Consider the following 18,399-nt stretch of genomic DNA (forward strand, 5'->3'; position numbering starts at 1 on the left):
GAACTCTTTCGAATTCTAGAGGATCGTCCCTTGAACGTTATGACTTAATTCATCACTTTACTTTGTAAGATTTGAATCCTTTTTTCTAGTTTTTCTTTCCAATCTTCCGCTAATGCATCCACTGCTTGTATTTGTTTCATAGCTATCGCATCTTTATTTTTAAAGTACACTTCATTGCCGTACAAAACTGAGATACGCGCAGGATGCTTTTCCACAACTTCTATTGTTGAATCTGCACAAATTGACCCTTCCTCCAGTACGCGTGCAAGATAACCTGTATAACCTGTTTCAATTAAACGTTTAAGTAATGTGGTTGCCTCAGTATATCTATCAATCGTACTACAAGGAATACGTCCTTGTGTGATTTGTATGACGGCATTACCTATTTTATAAATATCCCCAATACAAACATCCGCTTCTAACATATTCGTTACTGTTAAATTTTCACCAAATGCAGCAGTAGGCAACGGTTTTCCAAGTTCATGTTCCCATTGTATGTAATGCTCTGCAGGGTATAAACAAACTGCACGGTCTGGGCCACCATGATGTTTTTTATCTGCCACATCATCCCCTTCGAAGCCACGCGATGACAAATATACCTCTTGCATTTGTTGCTTTTCAATTCCTGTAATCATCGAACGTCCTTTACTATCAAGCAATTCTTTCGGCATTCCAACAGCAAGTGTATGAATTATTGGCCTATTTTTCTCCATTTAAATCCCCCCCTAATCTGAATAGTACAATTCTTTTGCATTCATTTAGTTTACTACATACAGCACTTTACCAGCAATTGCTGCTTTAACCTTGATATAATTCGAATCATACAATCTATGAATAGACTAAAAATGATCACATCAAAAAACCCTAAAAACCTCTCAAGGCTTTTAGGGCAGTTGCTGTTATTCCCACTCAATCGTTGCTGGTGGCTTAGATGTAATATCATACAGCACGCGGTTCACGTGTTTTACTTCGTTTACCATGCGGACAGAGATTTTCTCTAGTACGTCCCAAGGGATACGTGCCCAGTCAGAAGTCATGCCGTCGATAGATGTTACGGCACGGATACCGATTGCGTAATCATACGTACGTGCATCGCCCATTACGCCAACTGAACGGATATCAGGTAATACCGTGAAGTATTGCCAGATGTCACGGTCAAGACCAGCATTTGCGATTTCTTCACGTAAAATGAAATCTGCTTCGCGAACGATTTCTAATTTTTCTTCTGTAACTTCACCAAGTACACGAATACCTAATCCAGGACCTGGGAATGGTTGACGCCAAACGATTTTTTCATCAAGACCAAGTTCTAAACCTAGCGCACGAACTTCATCTTTAAATAACGTTTTCAGTGGCTCGATTAATTGGAATTGCATATCTTCTGGAAGACCACCAACATTATGGTGTGATTTGATTGTTTGCGCCGTTGAAGTACCAGATTCAATGATATCTGTGTATAGAGTACCTTGTGCTAAGAAATCCATACCTTCAAGCTTCGATGCCTCTTCATCAAATACGTAAATAAATTCATTACCGATAATTTTACGTTTTTTCTCCGGATCTGATACACCTGCAAGTTTGTCCATGAAACGTTTGCGAGCATCAATTTTAATAAGATTCATATCAAAGTCTTCTGTGAATGTTTTCATTACTTGTTCAACTTCACCTTTACGGTTTAAGTTGTGGTCTACGAACATACAAGTCAATTGATCGCCGATTGCTTTATGGATTAAAACTGCTACAACTGATGAATCTACACCGCCAGAAAGAGCACATAATACTTTTTTATCGCCAACTATTTCACGAATTTTTGCGATTTCAAGCTCAATGAAGTTAGCCATTGACCAGTCGCCTTTTGCCTCACAAATATCGAATACGAATTGACGTAGTAAGTCATTACCATAAACAGAGTGACGTACTTCTGGATGGAATTGTACAGCATATAATTTGCGTTCTACATCTGCCATTGCAGCAATCGGACAAGATGCACTTGTGGCAATTACTTCAAATCCAGCTGGAACTTCTGTTACATGGTCACCATGGCTCATCCACACGATTTGCTCAGTTGGTAAGTCTCCAAATAACTTATTTGAAGTAGTGACTTTGATTTCCGCTTTACCATATTCACGCGTTTCAGCACCTTCAACTTTACCGCCATTTGTATGTGCCATTAATTGCATCCCATAACAAATACCTAATATTGGTAAACCTAATTCAAAAATAGCTGGATCCACATGGAAGGCATTTTCATCATAAACAGAGTTTGGGCCACCTGAAAAAATAATACCCGTTGCGTTCATATCTTTAATTTCTTCCGCAGTTACCGTATGTGGGTGCAATTCACTGAAAACACCAAATTCACGGATACGACGCGTAATTAACTGGTTAAATTGGCTACCGAAGTCCAGTACAACGATTTTTTCTTGCTCTTTTAATAAAGGGCTAGCTGTCAAAATTTCCACCTCTTCTACTATTTTTAAAGGATATTTTCATTTGTTCAAAGAAAAACGCGAAGAAAGTAAAAAAACTTTCTACGCGTTCATAAGCTCTAGAATAGTGATAAAGGCGAATGCGTAGCAAAGTAAAGTGATTTACTATACTTTTCACCTAACGAAAACATCCGCCTTCATAGAGAAATCATTTAAGGTGATTTCGTAGAAACATCCGAACCCTATTATCGAACTTATATGAAAGCAATCCTTGCATTTAATTTTTTTCATTTTACTCTTTGTACACATTAAAATCAACTGATAGTGCGATTGATTAAATATTCCCAACTTTCTTTCAGCTCTCTAAAATCGACTTCTTCCTTATCTTTTCCATAAACATGTTGTTCATATACCTCTGTCAGCTTTTGCATTTCATCTGTCTCTAACGCAGCATCTACTCGCTCAGCGAACGCACGCAATGTTTCCCCATCTCTTCTACGCAATCCAATACGGGATAATTGCTTCAGCAATACATGGTAAGAAGAATCGAAGTTTGACCAATCCGCTACCTTTTTGCGATATACACGCACATGCATCTTAGGAATCCATGTTTTACGTTGTAAGTATAACGTAATACTAATAATGATCAGTAAAACCACGATGGCAATCCACACATAAGTGAATTTTTTCAGCCATGTCCATACCGCATCTAAATTAAATGTTGATGGAGACTGTTCCTTTTCAGATATCTTTTCTTGTGGTTGGGGCTGCTCTGGTTTTTTTTCTGGCTGCAATACCTCTTCCTGATCAGCTGTATCTAGTGGTATATCATAATCAATATTCACATTACCTGTAAAGCCGATGGTAGGTTCAAACTCCATCCAACCCGTGCCAGGTATATATGCTTCTACCCAAGAGTGCGCATTGTCATTCGTGATTCGATATTCGCGCAGTCCGTCTGTTATCGGTCCTGCTGTGCCAGGTGCAAAGCCTTTAACCCATCTTGCTGGTATGCCTAGTGAACGTAAAAGCACAACCATTGAAGTGGAGAAATTATCACAATAGCCTACTTTAGTATCGAATAAAAATTGATCGACATAATCTTGATTTTCAGCAGGAATTGCCGCTTCATTTTTATCGTATCTAAAGCCATTGGTTCTAAAGTAACTTTCCACAGCTTTAATTTGATCGTATATCGTAGCTTTACCTTTCGTTATATCAGAAGCTAAATCTCTTACACGCTGAGGCAGCTGGTTTGGTAATTGTAGAAAACGATTATATGAAGGATCTAATGTTTCAAGTGTAGTAGGATATGACAATTGAAGCTGCTCCATACTATAAACTGGCTCACTATAAGACAATGAGTAGTTTGATAACGATTTTGATTCACCCGCCTGCTGCTCTATCGTCATTTTTTCAGTCTGCTCATCCTGAATAATTAAAGTGGCGTCTTGAGCCGAAACAGATAGTAAACCATAAGTTTGAATCAAAAATGGCATTGGAACAGCAATATCTAATTGAATTTGTCGCTCATTTTCTGGTAATCCTACTTGTAAAGAAGTAAGAATAGGTGTATTTGTTTCATAGACATTTTTGCCAAAGTTTCCATCCGAAATAATCCAGCCTTTTGATGTATACGTATCTTTTGTTTCAATACGCCAATAATGCCGATCACGAGAAGAAGCCGTGAAAATTAATGTATTATCCCCTTGGAATGGGCCTCCGAGCTGACTATCATCTTGGCCATAGCCAACTGATTTTTCCCCAGTTCCGCTTCCAGCTTGGCCAGTAATTCCTTGGATAAATGGCACTGGATCTGCCCATGTTGGTCCTGTCTTTGGTAAAAAGAATGCGACAGAGCTAACAAGCAATACTGAGACAAGCATCGGAATGACAATTTTCCATTTCTCCAGTATAGTACTCGTTGTCTCGACTTGAAGCCATAGACGTTTAACAAAGAGTACTCCTGTCATAATTAATCCAAGTACAATAACTTTTACAATAGCCGCTTTACCATCATAATCACTAAACGTATCTAATGTGGCAATAAAGAAGACAGTCATAGCAAAAAAGTAAAATATATTTTTCCGCACTGAAACCCAATGGTGAATTAAATAAACAAGCATCCAAATTAATACAAGAAATAGCACTGTTCTAAAGGCATTTGATACTTGTCCAAAATCCCCTGATAGTATAGAGGCCATATTCCCTGTCCACTCAGACAATAAAAACGGTAAAGTTTCTCCTGAAAAAACGGGGCTTGTACTATAAGTGAAGACAATAAGCCAAGTAATATAGCCTAACTTCACTAATCCAGATAATATTGGGTGCACTCGGCATAAACTTAACGCTAGGGATAAACCAATAAACACAAGGAAGAGTTGCATCCCGCCAGTATTCGTTAATTGCATAATAGGAATAAGCCATTCACGCAAAATGAAGAATATAATAATATACGCAATGGTTAATTCTATAAATTCCCCTAATGGTCGTTTCACGGTTTCATCACCTCCGTGAATAAATGATAAAAATCTGTTGGATCTACATAAACGATTTGAATATGTTTATAACGCATCATAAGCTCAGATTGCACAGGTGGCTGTTTTGCCACTACAAAACAAATACAGCTTTTCACTAAATTCGCAAGAGTATGTAGTAATTCTTCTGATACATCACTTGTCACATAAAGCAATGTTGCAACTTGCTTAAAAGATTGCTGATCATAAAATCTGAATTTGACATTCTCTGTAGGCTTTATAGCGGCTAAATGATACATAATCTGATCTAATTGCTTTTCACCTTGTATAACCGGGAATACTTTCGTCATTTCTCCAGCGGAAATAAAAGATAAATCTCCTCGTTCTTGAACAATCATCTGTAGCATGGATGCTACTAACTCCACCTTTTCTTCAAACATTGGAGATTTTTTAGCGTCTAGTACGAGCAATAACTCTGAAGATTGTCGATCCTCAAACTCCTTCGATTGTAAGGTTTGCGTTCTCGCAAATGATTTCCAATGAATCCATGAAAAGCGATCTCCTGGAACATACTCTCTTAACCCAACAGCCATAGATGTGTCCTTTACAATCGAATAGGGTGACATCATAGAGCCAACATCATATTTCGTTTGAAGGGTAGCGTATTTCATCTCCCTGATTCTCGGATAAACTAAAATAGTTTGTTCCTTTTCTGCTATGATAGGCTTTTTTGCCCAGCCAAAGAAATCATAGAAAACAATTGTAACCCCTAAGTAGCGATGCTCTCCACGAGGCATCTTTTCCAAGTCATAATGCCAGCTAAATTTTTTTCTAAAACCAACAAACTTAATGGCATTTGAATTTTCTATTTTAGCCTGTACTAATCCCTCACTATCTACAAGTTCCTCCATCATGATATAGGCAAATGGGAAACGTGTTCTTCTTTCTATCGTAATAAACACCTTTGCCGATTGCCCTCGTTCTATATGATTTGGTTCAATTTTACGCTCTACAAGTAAAATATCTTCTCTCACTACAAAGAACAAGAGTGCGTACACTAAAAATGGACTAACCGTAAAAAATACAAACCAGCTGACGAATCCTCCTTGGAACATAGCGTAACTAAATGTTACGACCATCAAAAAGGTAATCAATAGAAAATGTTTGCTTTTTTCTAAAAAGCCTTTCCATTTCTTCATTGTTCTGCAAACCTTTTAGTCGGAACAGGTGTACTCGCAATAATGCGTTTGATTATTTCGTCTGCGGCTACGTTATCGTAGCGTGCATCTGGTTTTAAAACTAAACGATGGCTAAAGACAAATGGCACAAGATATTGAACATCATCGGGTGTCACATAACTGCGCCCTTTCATAAATGCATAAGCTTGAGAAGCTTTCATTAGCGCTAATGTTGCCCGCGGACTCACCCCTAAATAAACATAACTATTTTCCCTTGTTTGGGTAGCAAGCTCTACCATATAATTTTTAACTGAATCTTCCACATATACGCCCTGAACAAGCTCCTGCAATTCAATTAATTGCGTTACAGATAACACTGATTCGATTTTTTCAATTGGTTTACCATTTTCAGCTCTTCGCAAAATTTCTACTTCCTGCCCTCTAGATGGGTAACCCATTTTTATCTTCAATAAAAAGCGATCCAGTTGTGCCTCTGGTAGAGGATAGGTACCCTCATGTTCAATCGGATTTTGTGTGGCCATAACAAAAAATGGCTGGTTAATTAGCAATGTTTTTCCGTCAATTGTGACAGATGCCTCCTCCATGCCCTCTAATAAGGCCGATTGTGTTTTTGGCGACGTACGGTTTATTTCGTCTGCTAATACAACATCCCCCATAATTGGTCCTGGGCGAAATTCAAACTCCATTGTTTTTGGATTATAAATAGATATACCAACTACATCTGAAGGCAATAAATCTGGCGTAAATTGAATGCGTTTAAACTGAGCGTCAAAGGATTTCGCAAGCGCTCGTACCATCATCGTCTTTCCTACTCCAGGTACATCCTCTAACAAGACATGCCCTCTCGCTAATAATGCGACAAGACTAAGCTCAGCAACCTCTCTTTTACCAATCATTACTTTTTCTATATTTTCTAAAACATCCTGTATTTGAGAATTCATAAATCAAAAAAGCCTCCCATTCCATCAGGCAATTGTGTGAATTGCACGATAACTTATCCTAAGCATAGCGAAATCTGTCTTCTAAAACAATTATCTGAAACCGCTACATACTATTAATCCTCATAAAGAAGGCTTGTTTGAATGTTATCAAACAAGCCTAGTCCTTATTATATAACGTCATTCTGTAATAGAATGTTACAATTTTATTCTTTTTAACCATATTTCTTCCAATGATGTAGAATCTTCTTGTAAAAAAATATCAGTTATCGTCCCAGAAATAATAATTTTCCCTTCATGCAAAACTAATATATCATCTGCTATTTCTTCAGCAAAAGACAGCAAGTGTGTAGAAAATATGACCGTATTCCCTTTCTCCTTTTCCTCCAACATCATATTTTTCAGCTGCGCTATCCAAAACGGATCAAGGCCATTAGTCGGTTCATCTAAGATCAACAAAGAACCGCTGCCAAGTAAGCTTTGCGCAAGATTTAATCGTTGTAGCATTCCCTTAGAAAACTGTTTAGCCTGTTGCCTGCGAACGTCCCACAAGGAAACGCGCTTCAAAACGTGCTCTTGTTCATATTTATCTACTTGTTTTAAAGATGCCAACAACTCTAAAATTTCAGCGGCAGTTAGCATAGTAGGAAAATCTACATCGTCAGGCATATAACGAATTGCCTGTGGTTTATGCCATATCATTTCCCCAGACTTTTGCTTTTCTTGACCCGTTAATAGTCGAATCAACGTACTCTTTCCTGCTCCATTGCCTCCAACCAGCGCTAAAATTCGACCTGAATGCAATGTAAAGGTTGCTTCTTTTAAACCTCTATCATTATCATAGACATTGGCTACATTTTTCGCTTCTAAAAGAATCATCGTTGCTGGTCCTCCTTTAATAACTTCGTAGCAAGCATAAGCGGCAAAACAATCCAAAAAATCGTCACAATCCCATATACCACGTGACCCAATGGCGACAAATAAAACTTCGTTACTCCATAAAACGCTGGACCAAGCACACTAGCTTGATTGCTGAATATAAAATAACCAAAGCGCAGCCATTCCACAGGATTTATATGTATCGTTATGATAGTAAGCTTTTGTAAAACATGACCAGCTACAACTGCACCTAGAGCCATTAAAGCATAAGATATAAGCAATAAAAAAAAGGACCATACAACAAGTGATAATGCTAGTGCAAATAACCTTGTTTGGGCAAATGCCCCCAGTACAATACCTATTGATACAAAAATAAAGATACTTAATAGCGTAAGGGTAACTAAAACAAACGGTAATCGTACGCCGCCTAAAAAACCACCTAATGCTAATACAACACCAAATGCCACTAATACAACCAGTAAAAAAGCGAGTGATGTTGCTACATATTTGCCTATAATATATTGTCGTCGTTTCATCGGATAGGTTTTTAGTAACGAATACCAACCAGATTCTATATCACCAGCTATACTCATACTTCCAATGCTTACAATAAATAATGGTAATAGAAACAATAATACATTTAAAAATGATGCTGTTTGACGTGTAAAACCCTCGATATCAGGTAAAGCCATTTGTTGAATGACAATAATTGCTACAAAAACAAATGTAAAAAGAAAGGCTACTAGTTGCATCCAACGACTTCTTAAAATTTGCTTCAGCTCTATTTTCACAAACATCACTCATGTATCCCCCAATTAAACGTTAGCAAATCCTGATAAGCCAATAGTTGACCATCTCCTTCATTAGTCATCCATTTTTGCGCTTCATCTTTTGTCGCAAATGCTAGAACTCCATAGTTCATCGGAGTCCAATACTCTTTGTTGTACACAAATGTCGCTTTATAAATGTCAATCCATTCATTGTTTGCCTTATTTTTAATATAGGCTGCGCCAACTTCATCCTCACCATTTAGCTCAAGATATTCCATCAGACACCCAATATCATCAAAAATCTCATAGTCTCCATTTTTCAAAACAATCTGTCCAGCATATTCATTATGAACAATACTCATATTACAAATTTTACAAACATCTGTTTCACTGATAATCTCACGTGGTTTATATGTTTTATCGCTACATCCTACCAATAGTGCACTGCATAAAATAAAAATAGTTATCCATCTAGTCATATTCGCATTCCTCTTTTCCAAAACCATAAACCACACATAGACACCACTAGACCAATTAACAATTGTATGATATTTATCGAAAACTCCGTCTTTCTCATATCGCTAAGTAATTTTGGTTCATTATCTACGAGTAGATTTTGTTCTGTTTTATTAATTTGCTGATCTAGTGACGTCAAGATCATGACGCTTGGTGATGCTACAAAAAATTGATAAACTGGTTGTCTCACCATCCACTGTCCAAAGCTCGATACAGCTACGTAGGGAACATCCCCGAAACCATCGCCCGCAACATCTATCCCAGTATAATCATCATAAAAATTGCCAATGAGACGCAAACCTTGGTGGTCTGATCTTGCCGTTAATATATTTCCCGTAAACTGATTATCATTTATGATTGAGTCATCCTCTACCTTTGTACCTTCTAATGCGGTCTGATTCATTCGAAAGCGATTTTCTTGTATTTGAATGTCTGAACTTTTTTGCAATGCTACACCTACTCGATTATTATGAAAGCTATTTTTTCTTATCATTGCTTGCTGAGTGTCATACATTAAAAGACCATAGCTATTGAAATCGTTATGGCTACTGACTGTATTATTGGCTATTTCTAAGTCAGTAGTCATCATGACCATTAGACCTGTAACATTATGTAAATACGTATTGAAAAGCACCTCTACACCACTCGAATACATAAAGTGTGTTCCATAACGGCTATTCGTCACCTTGTTTCGTTGAACATCGATTTGCTTCACTTCTTCTACGTATATACCATCTTGCACTTGTTCAATAGTATTTTGTTCGATGGCAATGTCCTCGCTTTTAAACACAGCAATCCCATTGCCTTTTTCAGCATAATGTGACTGATTACCAATAATCCTATTTTCTAGAATTCGAACATGCTTTGAACGTTGAATATGGATACCTACTTGAACATCTTTTACCTCTATCTCTCTCAGCTCTAGATTCTCTGCCTCATTGGCTACAATGCCTTTGTTTTTTGCACTTATCATTATATTTTCTACAGAGACATTAGCTACATGTTCAATTTTTAGTGCAGGGTTATTATTCAAAGAATACAACTCAACCCCCTCTTCTCCGCGTAGTATAATTGGTTTCTTCACCGTAAAATTCCCTTGGTAACGACCAGCAGGAATATGAATAATCTCTCCAGTTTTCGCTTGATCAATAGCAAATTGAATATCAAATTCCGCATATGCCGTTTGACTTGTAAATAGACAAAACAAAAAGAAAAAACTGATTTGTTTCATCACTCTTCACCTCCCCATTCAGCATGAAAAGACTAGAGGAATGCCCCCTAGTCTAACGCTTTAATGACTGTGTCCCTCTTGTTCATGATTCATTTCATTCGAATGCATGGAACCAGATTCACTATTTTCTTCCTCAGCCTTTTTTTGCATCATTTTCTTCTTACGTCTCTCCAATGCGTCATCTTTAATTTTTTGAAGATCTTCAACGTAAGCATTCGAATTTTCTTGGATATATTTATCTGCTTCAGCCTTGTTCACAAAATAAATATAGCCCCAGTTCATTGGAGATTTTAACTCTGTTTTCACAATAGTTACATCTTCAACCTTTGCCCAATCCTCTGTCACAAAATCACGGACAAATTTTTCATTTTTTTCTTCATTGGCAACCTCCGCGTTTAACAAACAGCCAATATCGTCATAAAAAGCAATGGACCCATCTTCTTTTATAGCTTGTGTTGAAAATACTCCCATCTCGTGATCTTTCATGTAAACCTTCATATTACACATTTCACAAACTGTATCTTCCTTTGGCTCTTGTAACCGTGAATCTACTAGCGAAGCAACCTCGACAGAATCTTCTTTCAATGTTGCTGTTTCATTTTTCGTAGCCTCTTGCTCCGTTTCCTTCTCTTTAACTTGGGCTTTTTCACTGCCACATGCTGCAAGTACAAATAATAATATTAGTGCAGGTAACCATAATTTTTTCACAACTATTTCCTCCAAATTTAGTTTTCTGTTGCTATACTCTACATTACAGATTAGTTGTGAAATTAGTTAAAAATCGGAGTGAAGAATTGGAAAAATTATCTTGAACATTCAATGAACATCTTCACTTCAAATATTTTGAATTTAGAGCAATTCTTTTTCCACTCTTATATAAAAACTCCCCACACTATGCATGTGGAGAGCTCGTTATTTATATGGAAGAACGGTAACTATTGAGTCGCTTCTTTTGTTTGCTTAAACGGCTTAGCTTTAACGCAGTTTCATTTAATTCCCGACGAATTTGTAAATCACTAGCACTATCCATATGAACAGGCGCTGTATGTTGATGTTGCTGCTGTTGATTTAGTGCATTTATTGAACTGTGCTTCTTCTCTTTATTTTTTTCCAAACTATTTTTAAATAGCTTTTGTGGATTTTGCCCAAAGTTATGGCTAATATCCCCAGCATGCAAATACTGATTTTCTTGCCGAAAAACACTGCTTGTCGTTGCACTCACTCTAGAAGTCCTCATAAAAAGTTACCCTCCCCTACATTTTATTATCCTTATAGGTAATTATATCGACATTATATGCTGATAATTAACAACATAGAACCAAATGGCATAAAAAAAGAGAAAAAAGAGCTATTTCCAAAAGCGAAGTTCACTTTTTCATAACTCTTTTCACTCATCTTACTTCCAAAAATCATCAAATATCGTAATTGGCATATGACGTTTATGTTGAGAACGCAAATAATATCCTTCTAAGATTCGGCGTGGTTCTTCAGGAATTTCTTTTCCCTCTAAATAATCATCGATTTGATCATATGATACACCAAGTGCCACTTCGTCTGGCAATGATGGACGATTCTCCTCTAAATCCGCTGTTGGCACCTTTTTATAAAGATGCTCAGGACATTTAAGTTCTGCTAACAGTTGCTTACCTTGTCGTTTATTTAGACGAAAAATCGGCATTAAGTCCGCTCCACCATCACCAAATTTTGTATAAAAACCCGTAATAGCCTCCGCAGCATGATCCGTTCCTAACACAACTGCCCCATTCATCGCGGCAATTGAATATTGCACCTTCATACGCTCACGAGCTTTTTCATTCCCTTTCACAAAATCATTCAGCTCAACGCCTGCATTTGCTAAAGCCAACACACTAGCATCTACAGCATTTTTTATATTCACAGTGTAAATTTTCGTTGGTTTTATATAATCAATGGCATCCTGACAATCTTGTTCATCAGCCTGCACGCCATATGGTAAACGTACAGCAAAAAAAGAATACTTCATTTTCCCAGCCTCTGCATTTAGTTCATCAATTGCCAACTGTGCTAGTTTTCCTGTTAACGTCGAATCTTGACCACCAGAAATACCAAGAACGAATCCTTTTACAAAGCTATAGTGTTGTGCATATTCCTTTAAAAAATCAATGGATTTACGTATTTCTTCCTGTACATTAATAGTAGGCAATACACGTAATTCTTCAATAATTTGTTGTTGTAAAGTCATTGTACCCGTCACTCCTCTTATTTACATTCGCTTAACCATATTGTGCACTTCTTCAATATTACGCATTTTATTATCCCAGCATTTTTGGCTGAGATCGACTGGATACTCTTCAGGATTCATCGCACGTTTATATTCATCCCACAGCAATTCTAAATTTTTCGCAGCATAATCACGCATTTCCACCAAAGTAGGATTTTGATAATTGATTACTCCATTTTTAATGACATGCTGATGTAAATTTTTTGCTTCAAAATTCGTGACAAACTTTGATACAAACGTATGGATTGGATGGAACATTTTAATGCGTTCCTCAGCTTGAGGGTTTTCTTCTTGCATCGTAATATAATCGCCCTCTGCCTTTCCATTTTTTTTATCGATAATACGATAGACATTTTTTAGTCCTGGCGTTGAAACCTTTTCTGCATTGGCCGAGATTTTTATCGTATCTTCTAGTTGCCCTTCACTATTTTCGATGGCAACCATTTTATAAACTGCACCTAACGCAGGCTGATCATAAGCTGTAATAAGTTTTGTACCGATTCCCCAAACATCTACCTTAGCTCCCTGGGCTTTTAAATTTAAGATTGTATATTCATCTAAATCGTTTGAAACAATGATCTTAGCGTCATGGAAGCCTGCAGCATCTAACATGCGACGAGCTTCTTTTGATAAGAAGGCAATATCTCCACTATCTAAGCGTACGCCAATAAAATTAATTTTGTCTCCTAGTTCTTTAGCTACTTTAATGGCAGTTGGCACACCTGATTTCAGCGTATTGTAAGTATCTACTAAAAATACGCAATCGCGATGTCGTTTAGCATAGGCATGGAATGCATCATAATCATTTTTATATGCTTGTACTAATGCATGTGCGTGTGTACCAGAGACAGGAATATTAAAAAGTTTACCTGCACGAACATTACTAGTAGAAGCAAAGCCACCTATAAACGCAGCACGAGTTCCCCAAATAGCTGCATCCATTTCCTGCGCACGCCTTGTCCCAAATTCCATTGCCACTTCATTTTTAGTAATTTGTTTAATACGGCTTGCCTTTGTGGCAATTAATGTTTGGTAATTAACAATATTAAGCAATGCCGTTTCAATAAGCTGCGCTTCCACTAATGGAGCTTCAATTCGAACAATCGGTTCATTGGCAAAAACAAGCTCCCCTTCTACCATAGAATACATATCCCCTGTGAATCGAATATTTTTCAAATACTCGATAAAGTCCTCCTTGTAGCCCACTTCCTCACGTAAATAGGTAATATCGGATTCGCTAAAATGAAAATCACTTAGATAATCAAGCATTCGCTCTAACCCAGCAAATATGGCATAGCCATTACCAAAAGGTAATTTTCTAAAATATAATTCAAAAACTGCTTTTTTATTATGTATGCCATCCGCCCAGTAGGATTCTGCCATATTAATTTGATATAAGTCTGTGTGTAGCGCTAAGCTATCATCTGCATAGTTTGATCTCAAAAGAAACCCCTTCTTCCGCTTTGATAATTAGTCCTAGTATACACTATATACCCAAATTCTTGCGTTTTACATATCTTCTATTTGATGTTAGGTTTTCTAACATAAATAGTCAGAAAATTTAGAACTGTTCACATTTTAGACACATTTTTTAGTACCGCTTTCATTCCTTTTATAAAAACCTTTTCTGTAAACTATTTCGAGAATAGAAATATAGTATGTGAGGTAATGTAACATATATTCTAAAAAAACAATTGCATTGATTTTTATTCCGCTTTAACATGTAAATTAAATTTACGCAAGGAGCTGGTACACATGAAAAAAATTGAAGCAATCATTCGTCCTGAAGTTTTTGGGGCCGTTCGGGACGGACTTGCAAAGGAAGGAATTGCAGGTTTAAGCGTCTCTGAAATTGCCGGCTGTGGTCGTCAGTTAGGTAGAACAGGACTCTTTCGCGGCAATACGTATGAAATTGAATTTTTACCTAAATTGAAATTGGAAATGATTGTGGACGATGGGAAAATCGATGCCATCGTAGAGATTTTATTGCGTGAAGCAGCAACTGGCAAGGTCGGGGACGGAAAGATTTTCATTTATCCAGTAGAACAAGCAATTCGTATCCGAACAAAAGAAGTCGGATCGATTGCAGTAGAGTAAAGGGGGACGATATAGATGGATGCAGTATTATTATCGGTTAATTTAATTTGGGTGATGCTTGGCACTATTTTAGTATTCTTTATGCACGCTGGTTTTGCTATGGTCGAGGCTGGATTTACCCGCTCGAAAAATGCCGTCAATATCATCATGAAGAATTTCCTTACGATTTCCCTTGGTGGCATTGTCTATTTTTTATGTGGTTACGCCATTATGTTCGGCGACTCAGTAGGTGGTATTTTCGGCACTAGCGGCTTTGCTTTAAAAGGAGTAGATGATCTTTCCTTCTTTATCTTCCAAACAATGTTTGCTGCAACTGGAGCAACGATTTTGTCTGGCGCTGTCGCAGAACGTACTAATATTTTTGCTTATATCGGAGTCATTATACTTATGTCTTTAGTTGTTTATCCTGTTGTTGGTCACTGGGTTTGGAGTGGGCAAGGCTGGTTAACAGATCTAGGCTTTGTTGATTTTGCCGGGTCTACAGTTGTTCACTTAACGGGGGCTGTCGCAGCATTTGTCGCAGCTGTTATGGTTGGACCTCGACTTGGTAAATATGAAAATGGCCGAGTAAATGTAATTACAGGACACAGTATTCCATTAGGAGCTTTAGGCGTATTTTTACTTTGGTTTGGTTGGTTCGGCTTTAATGGAGCTTCAACGTTAGCTGCCGATCCTGAACTTGTTCCTAGTGTTATTTCCAATACATTCTTTGCAGCAGCTGCTGGTGTAGTTGCTACCGCTTTCTATACGAAATTCCGTTACGGTCATATTGATGGCTCCCTTACATTAAACGGTGCATTAGCCGGGCTTGTAGGGATTACGGCTGGTGCTGCGAATGTCAGTATCATAGGCTCCCTCATCATCGGCTTAATCGCCGCGCCATTACTTGTAGAAGGTGTACGTTTCCTTGAATGGAAGCTAAAAGTAGATGATCCTGTTGGAGCGATTGCGGTTCACGGTATTTGTGGTATTTGGGGAACATTGGCAGTTGGTTTATTTGACATTGGTGGTCAAGGCCTATTGTATGGCGGTGGTTTTGGTCTACTGGGTATTCAAGCAATCGGTGTCATCGCAACAGTTGCCTGGGTTAGCGTATCTGTGTCAGCAGGCTTATTGATTATCAAAGCATTTATCCCATTACGTGTAACAGCTGAAGAAGAAATTGCTGGTTTAGATGTAATGGAACATGGCGCTCCTGCTTACGAATTCCAAGATATTTTCAAAAGCTCTGCTGTACGAGGAGAAACCTTTGCTCATCGCTTAACACATTTCGGTAAATCACAAAGCAATGTCCAAGAAGAACAACATGTATAGCTAGTGGAAAAATCTGCTCCTGTATCTCTAGATGATGGGGCAGATTTTTCTTTTTTAGTGAGCCTTTAGTTTGGGGATTATTGTTAGTTTTCTTTTGCTCGAAACGCTCTTCCCATTGCTCCCCCCTTCATCAACTTTCACTTAATTTAAACTTGCTCTAACTCAAGTAAAAACTGTTTCATAGCGAGGCCACTTCGGAAGCCTGTTAATTGACCATTTTTGCCAATGACTCGATGGCATGGAATAATCGCTAGTATTGGATTTGCACCAATTGCAGTTCCTACAGCTCTAACTGCTTTCGGATTACCAATGCGTTGTGCGATATTACCATAGGATGTTGTTGTACCATAAGGCAATTCTTTTAGGGCTTCCCAAACGGCTAATTGAAAAGGAGTTCCCTTTACATGGACAGGTAGGTCAAACTCAGTAAGCTCCTTGTTAAAATAAGCAGTTAACTGAGCCTTATATGGCTGTAATTTTTCTGGATTTTCTTCAAAGCCATACCCTTTAAAAGGTTTTTTAGCCCACACTTCTACTTCCTCAAATGATGCATTTGGTGTTCCTATATAGACAAGACCTTTATCTGAAGCCACTAGATACATATCCCCTTGTGTATACGTTAATGTATCGACATACAATATTTGCATTTCCAAATCCTCTACTTTCTACTATTTAAACTGCATCTTCCAGTCATTTCATGCTACAGTTATTTTACCGACTATAACAAAGGAGTTTCAATAAATGAATACGTTATATGAGCCTGCCATTCACTTTCAACAAGTTCATTTTTCAGTAAATGACAAAATAATATTAAAGTCAATTACTGGGTCATTTCCAAAAGGGCAAATTACAACTCTTGTTGGTCCTTCTGGTGCTGGTAAAACAACGCTACTTAAATTATGTAATGGTCTTCTGTCACCAACAGACGGGCATATACTCGTTGAAAATCAGCCTATTTCTACATATGAGCCCACAGCTTTAAGGAGACATGTTGGTATTGCTTTACAGGCAGCTCCGATGATAGCAGGTACAGTGCTAGATAATCTTGCCCTTCCCCGTACACTGCAGGGGCAAAAGCTCTCGCAGCAGGAGGCTGTCCAATATTTAGAGGATGTTGGATTAAACGAAAGCTTCTTACACCAATCAACAAGTGAATTGTCTGGTGGACAACGGCAAAAGGTATCCATTGCACGAACTCTGATCAATCAATCCTCCATTTTATTATTAGATGAAATTACATCTGCGCTGGATCGTCAATCCGTACAAGAAATTGAAAAATTGATTGCTACCATTAATAAAAAATACAATGTCACGATAATTTGGATTACACATAATTTGCAACAAGCATTAACAATTGGTCACTATACATGGGTTATGATGGATGGTGAGTTAATTGAAACTGGTAAAAGTGCTTTACTTAACGCACCAACGAATCCACGTGTTGCAGCGTTTGTTCAGGGGGTTAATCAATGACATTTACAGCCTTATCCTTAACCCTAATCTTTGTCTGTATTCCTCTCATATTATCTAAAACATTAAAGTTGGGTCTTGAAAAAGATACGCTCATTGCAACGTTACGTTCCATTGTTCAATTGCTTGCTGTGGGCTATATTTTAAAATTTGTTTTTGACGCCAATAGTTATGGTTATATACTTCTCATGGTAGCGCTAATGATTGTCGTCGCAACATTAAATGCACGAAAAAAAGGGGTGGGTATTAAAGGAATTACTTGGAAAATAGCACTGACACTTGTCGTCATAGAAATTGTTACACAAGGTGTCTTGCTAGGATTTCAAATTGTTCCAGCTACTGCCCAGTATATCATTCCGATTAGTGGAATGTTAATTGGCAATTCGATGGTGCTGTCCATTTTATTTTTAAATCGTTTTACAGCTGAAATTAGTAGCCATAAAGATCAAATGGAATTAATTTTATCGCTAGGTGGCACGCCAAAACAAGCCGTTCATCGCCAACTGATTAATGCCGTAAAAGCTAGTATGATTCCTACGATAGAAAGCCAAAAAACAATCGGTTTAGTACAGCTACCAGGTATGATGAGTGGGCAAATTATTGGTGGAGCTGACCCTATCCATGCTGTCCAATTTCAACTTTTAATCATCTTTGCGCTCTTAACAACTGCAACATTATCCAGCATCATGATTGGTTTTTTAAGCTATCCTGTGCTATTTAATGAACGTATGCAAATACTTGATATGAAATAATTGTTAAGCTGAAATGAATATAGTTTAAAACATTTATGTTATACTAAAAAGAAAATGCAGTTAGGAG

The 18,399-nt window shown here is 37.6% G+C and carries 18 protein-coding genes and 1 riboswitch; of the genes, 4 read left to right on the forward strand and 14 right to left on the reverse strand.

Features of this window, described 5'->3' with window-relative positions; all coding sequences use genetic code 11:
- Positions 1 to 44: 44 nt before the first annotated feature.
- From V6670_RS19965 to V6670_RS20025, 13 genes are all read right to left on the reverse strand, one after another.
- A complete protein-coding gene (locus V6670_RS19965) occupies positions 45 to 713 on the reverse strand; it encodes an MOSC domain-containing protein (RefSeq protein ID WP_058845186.1) in 669 nt (222 codons plus the stop codon).
- Between the two features lie 186 nt (positions 714 to 899).
- Complete coding sequence (guaA, locus tag V6670_RS19970) at positions 900 to 2,453, reverse strand: glutamine-hydrolyzing GMP synthase (protein ID WP_036124553.1); 1,554 nt, start codon at positions 2,451 to 2,453, stop codon at positions 900 to 902.
- A 156-nt stretch (positions 2,454 to 2,609) separates the two neighbouring features.
- Positions 2,610 to 2,711, reverse strand: a riboswitch (purine riboswitch).
- A gap of 32 nt (positions 2,712 to 2,743) precedes the next feature.
- Positions 2,744 to 4,927: a DUF4129 domain-containing transglutaminase family protein gene (locus tag V6670_RS19975; RefSeq protein WP_338651934.1), complete on the reverse strand. Its 2,184-nt coding sequence runs from the start codon at positions 4,925 to 4,927 to the stop codon at positions 2,744 to 2,746.
- Positions 4,924 to 6,105 carry a DUF58 domain-containing protein gene (locus V6670_RS19980; RefSeq protein WP_338651935.1) on the reverse strand — a complete coding sequence of 394 codons (1,182 nt, stop codon included), beginning with the start codon at positions 6,103 to 6,105 and terminating at the stop codon, positions 4,924 to 4,926. Before V6670_RS19980 ends, V6670_RS19975 begins: the two co-directional genes overlap by 4 nt.
- Complete coding sequence (locus V6670_RS19985) at positions 6,102 to 7,046, reverse strand: MoxR family ATPase (RefSeq protein WP_036124558.1); 945 nt, start codon at positions 7,044 to 7,046, stop codon at positions 6,102 to 6,104. Before V6670_RS19985 ends, V6670_RS19980 begins: the two co-directional genes overlap by 4 nt.
- A gap of 195 nt (positions 7,047 to 7,241) precedes the next feature.
- A complete protein-coding gene (locus tag V6670_RS19990; protein WP_338651936.1) occupies positions 7,242 to 7,922 on the reverse strand; it encodes an ABC transporter ATP-binding protein in 681 nt (226 codons plus the stop codon).
- Positions 7,919 to 8,719, reverse strand: coding sequence for an ABC transporter permease subunit (locus V6670_RS19995; RefSeq protein WP_338654688.1), 801 nt, complete (start codon positions 8,717 to 8,719; stop codon positions 7,919 to 7,921). The genes V6670_RS19990 and V6670_RS19995 overlap by 4 nt, the downstream gene beginning before the upstream one ends.
- Positions 8,719 to 9,171, reverse strand: a complete 453-nt coding sequence (locus V6670_RS20000; RefSeq protein ID WP_338651937.1) for a nitrous oxide reductase accessory protein NosL — start codon at positions 9,169 to 9,171, stop codon at positions 8,719 to 8,721. Before V6670_RS20000 ends, V6670_RS19995 begins: the two co-directional genes overlap by 1 nt.
- On the reverse strand, positions 9,168 to 10,439 hold the full coding sequence (locus tag V6670_RS20005) for a right-handed parallel beta-helix repeat-containing protein (protein ID WP_338651938.1): 1,272 nt from the start codon (positions 10,437 to 10,439) through the stop codon (positions 9,168 to 9,170). Before V6670_RS20005 ends, V6670_RS20000 begins: the two co-directional genes overlap by 4 nt.
- Positions 10,440 to 10,499: 60 nt before the next feature.
- Positions 10,500 to 11,147, reverse strand: a complete 648-nt coding sequence (locus V6670_RS20010) for a hypothetical protein (RefSeq protein WP_338651939.1) — start codon at positions 11,145 to 11,147, stop codon at positions 10,500 to 10,502.
- 208 nt (positions 11,148 to 11,355) lie between these two features.
- Positions 11,356 to 11,676 (reverse strand): NAD synthetase, encoded by a 321-nt coding sequence (locus V6670_RS20015; RefSeq protein WP_338651940.1) that lies wholly within the window; start codon positions 11,674 to 11,676, stop codon positions 11,356 to 11,358.
- Between the two features lie 159 nt (positions 11,677 to 11,835).
- The gene (nadE, locus tag V6670_RS20020; RefSeq protein ID WP_338651941.1) at positions 11,836 to 12,660 is read right to left on the reverse strand and encodes an ammonia-dependent NAD(+) synthetase; all 825 of its coding nucleotides are present in this window, start codon (positions 12,658 to 12,660) and stop codon (positions 11,836 to 11,838) included.
- A gap of 21 nt (positions 12,661 to 12,681) precedes the next feature.
- Positions 12,682 to 14,142, reverse strand: coding sequence for a nicotinate phosphoribosyltransferase (locus V6670_RS20025; protein WP_338651942.1), 1,461 nt, complete (start codon positions 14,140 to 14,142; stop codon positions 12,682 to 12,684).
- A 312-nt stretch (positions 14,143 to 14,454) separates the two neighbouring features.
- Here V6670_RS20025 and V6670_RS20030 point away from each other — a divergent pair, with 312 nt between their 5' ends.
- Both V6670_RS20030 and V6670_RS20035 read left to right on the forward strand, forming a co-directional pair.
- A complete protein-coding gene (locus V6670_RS20030; RefSeq protein ID WP_036124574.1) occupies positions 14,455 to 14,796 on the forward strand; it encodes a P-II family nitrogen regulator in 342 nt (113 codons plus the stop codon).
- A gap of 15 nt (positions 14,797 to 14,811) precedes the next feature.
- The gene (locus V6670_RS20035) at positions 14,812 to 16,110 is read left to right on the forward strand and encodes an ammonium transporter (protein ID WP_338651943.1); all 1,299 of its coding nucleotides are present in this window, start codon (positions 14,812 to 14,814) and stop codon (positions 16,108 to 16,110) included.
- 146 nt (positions 16,111 to 16,256) lie between these two features.
- On the opposite strand, the gene V6670_RS20040 is transcribed toward V6670_RS20035, so the two are convergent.
- Positions 16,257 to 16,757, reverse strand: coding sequence for a methylated-DNA--[protein]-cysteine S-methyltransferase (locus V6670_RS20040; RefSeq protein WP_036124579.1), 501 nt, complete (start codon positions 16,755 to 16,757; stop codon positions 16,257 to 16,259).
- Between the two features lie 94 nt (positions 16,758 to 16,851).
- On the opposite strand from V6670_RS20040, the gene V6670_RS20045 reads away from it, so the two are divergent.
- On the forward strand, positions 16,852 to 17,583 hold the full coding sequence (locus tag V6670_RS20045; RefSeq protein WP_338651944.1) for a phosphate ABC transporter ATP-binding protein: 732 nt from the start codon (positions 16,852 to 16,854) through the stop codon (positions 17,581 to 17,583).
- Complete coding sequence (gene fetB / locus V6670_RS20050) at positions 17,580 to 18,332, forward strand: iron export ABC transporter permease subunit FetB (protein WP_036124583.1); 753 nt, start codon at positions 17,580 to 17,582, stop codon at positions 18,330 to 18,332. Before V6670_RS20045 ends, fetB begins: the two co-directional genes overlap by 4 nt.
- The last annotated feature ends 67 nt before the right edge of the window (positions 18,333 to 18,399 follow it).

The sequence above is a fragment of the Lysinibacillus sp. Y5S-8 genome, from assembly GCF_036894365.1.
Classification (GTDB): domain Bacteria; phylum Bacillota; class Bacilli; order Bacillales_A; family Planococcaceae; genus Lysinibacillus; species Lysinibacillus fusiformis_D.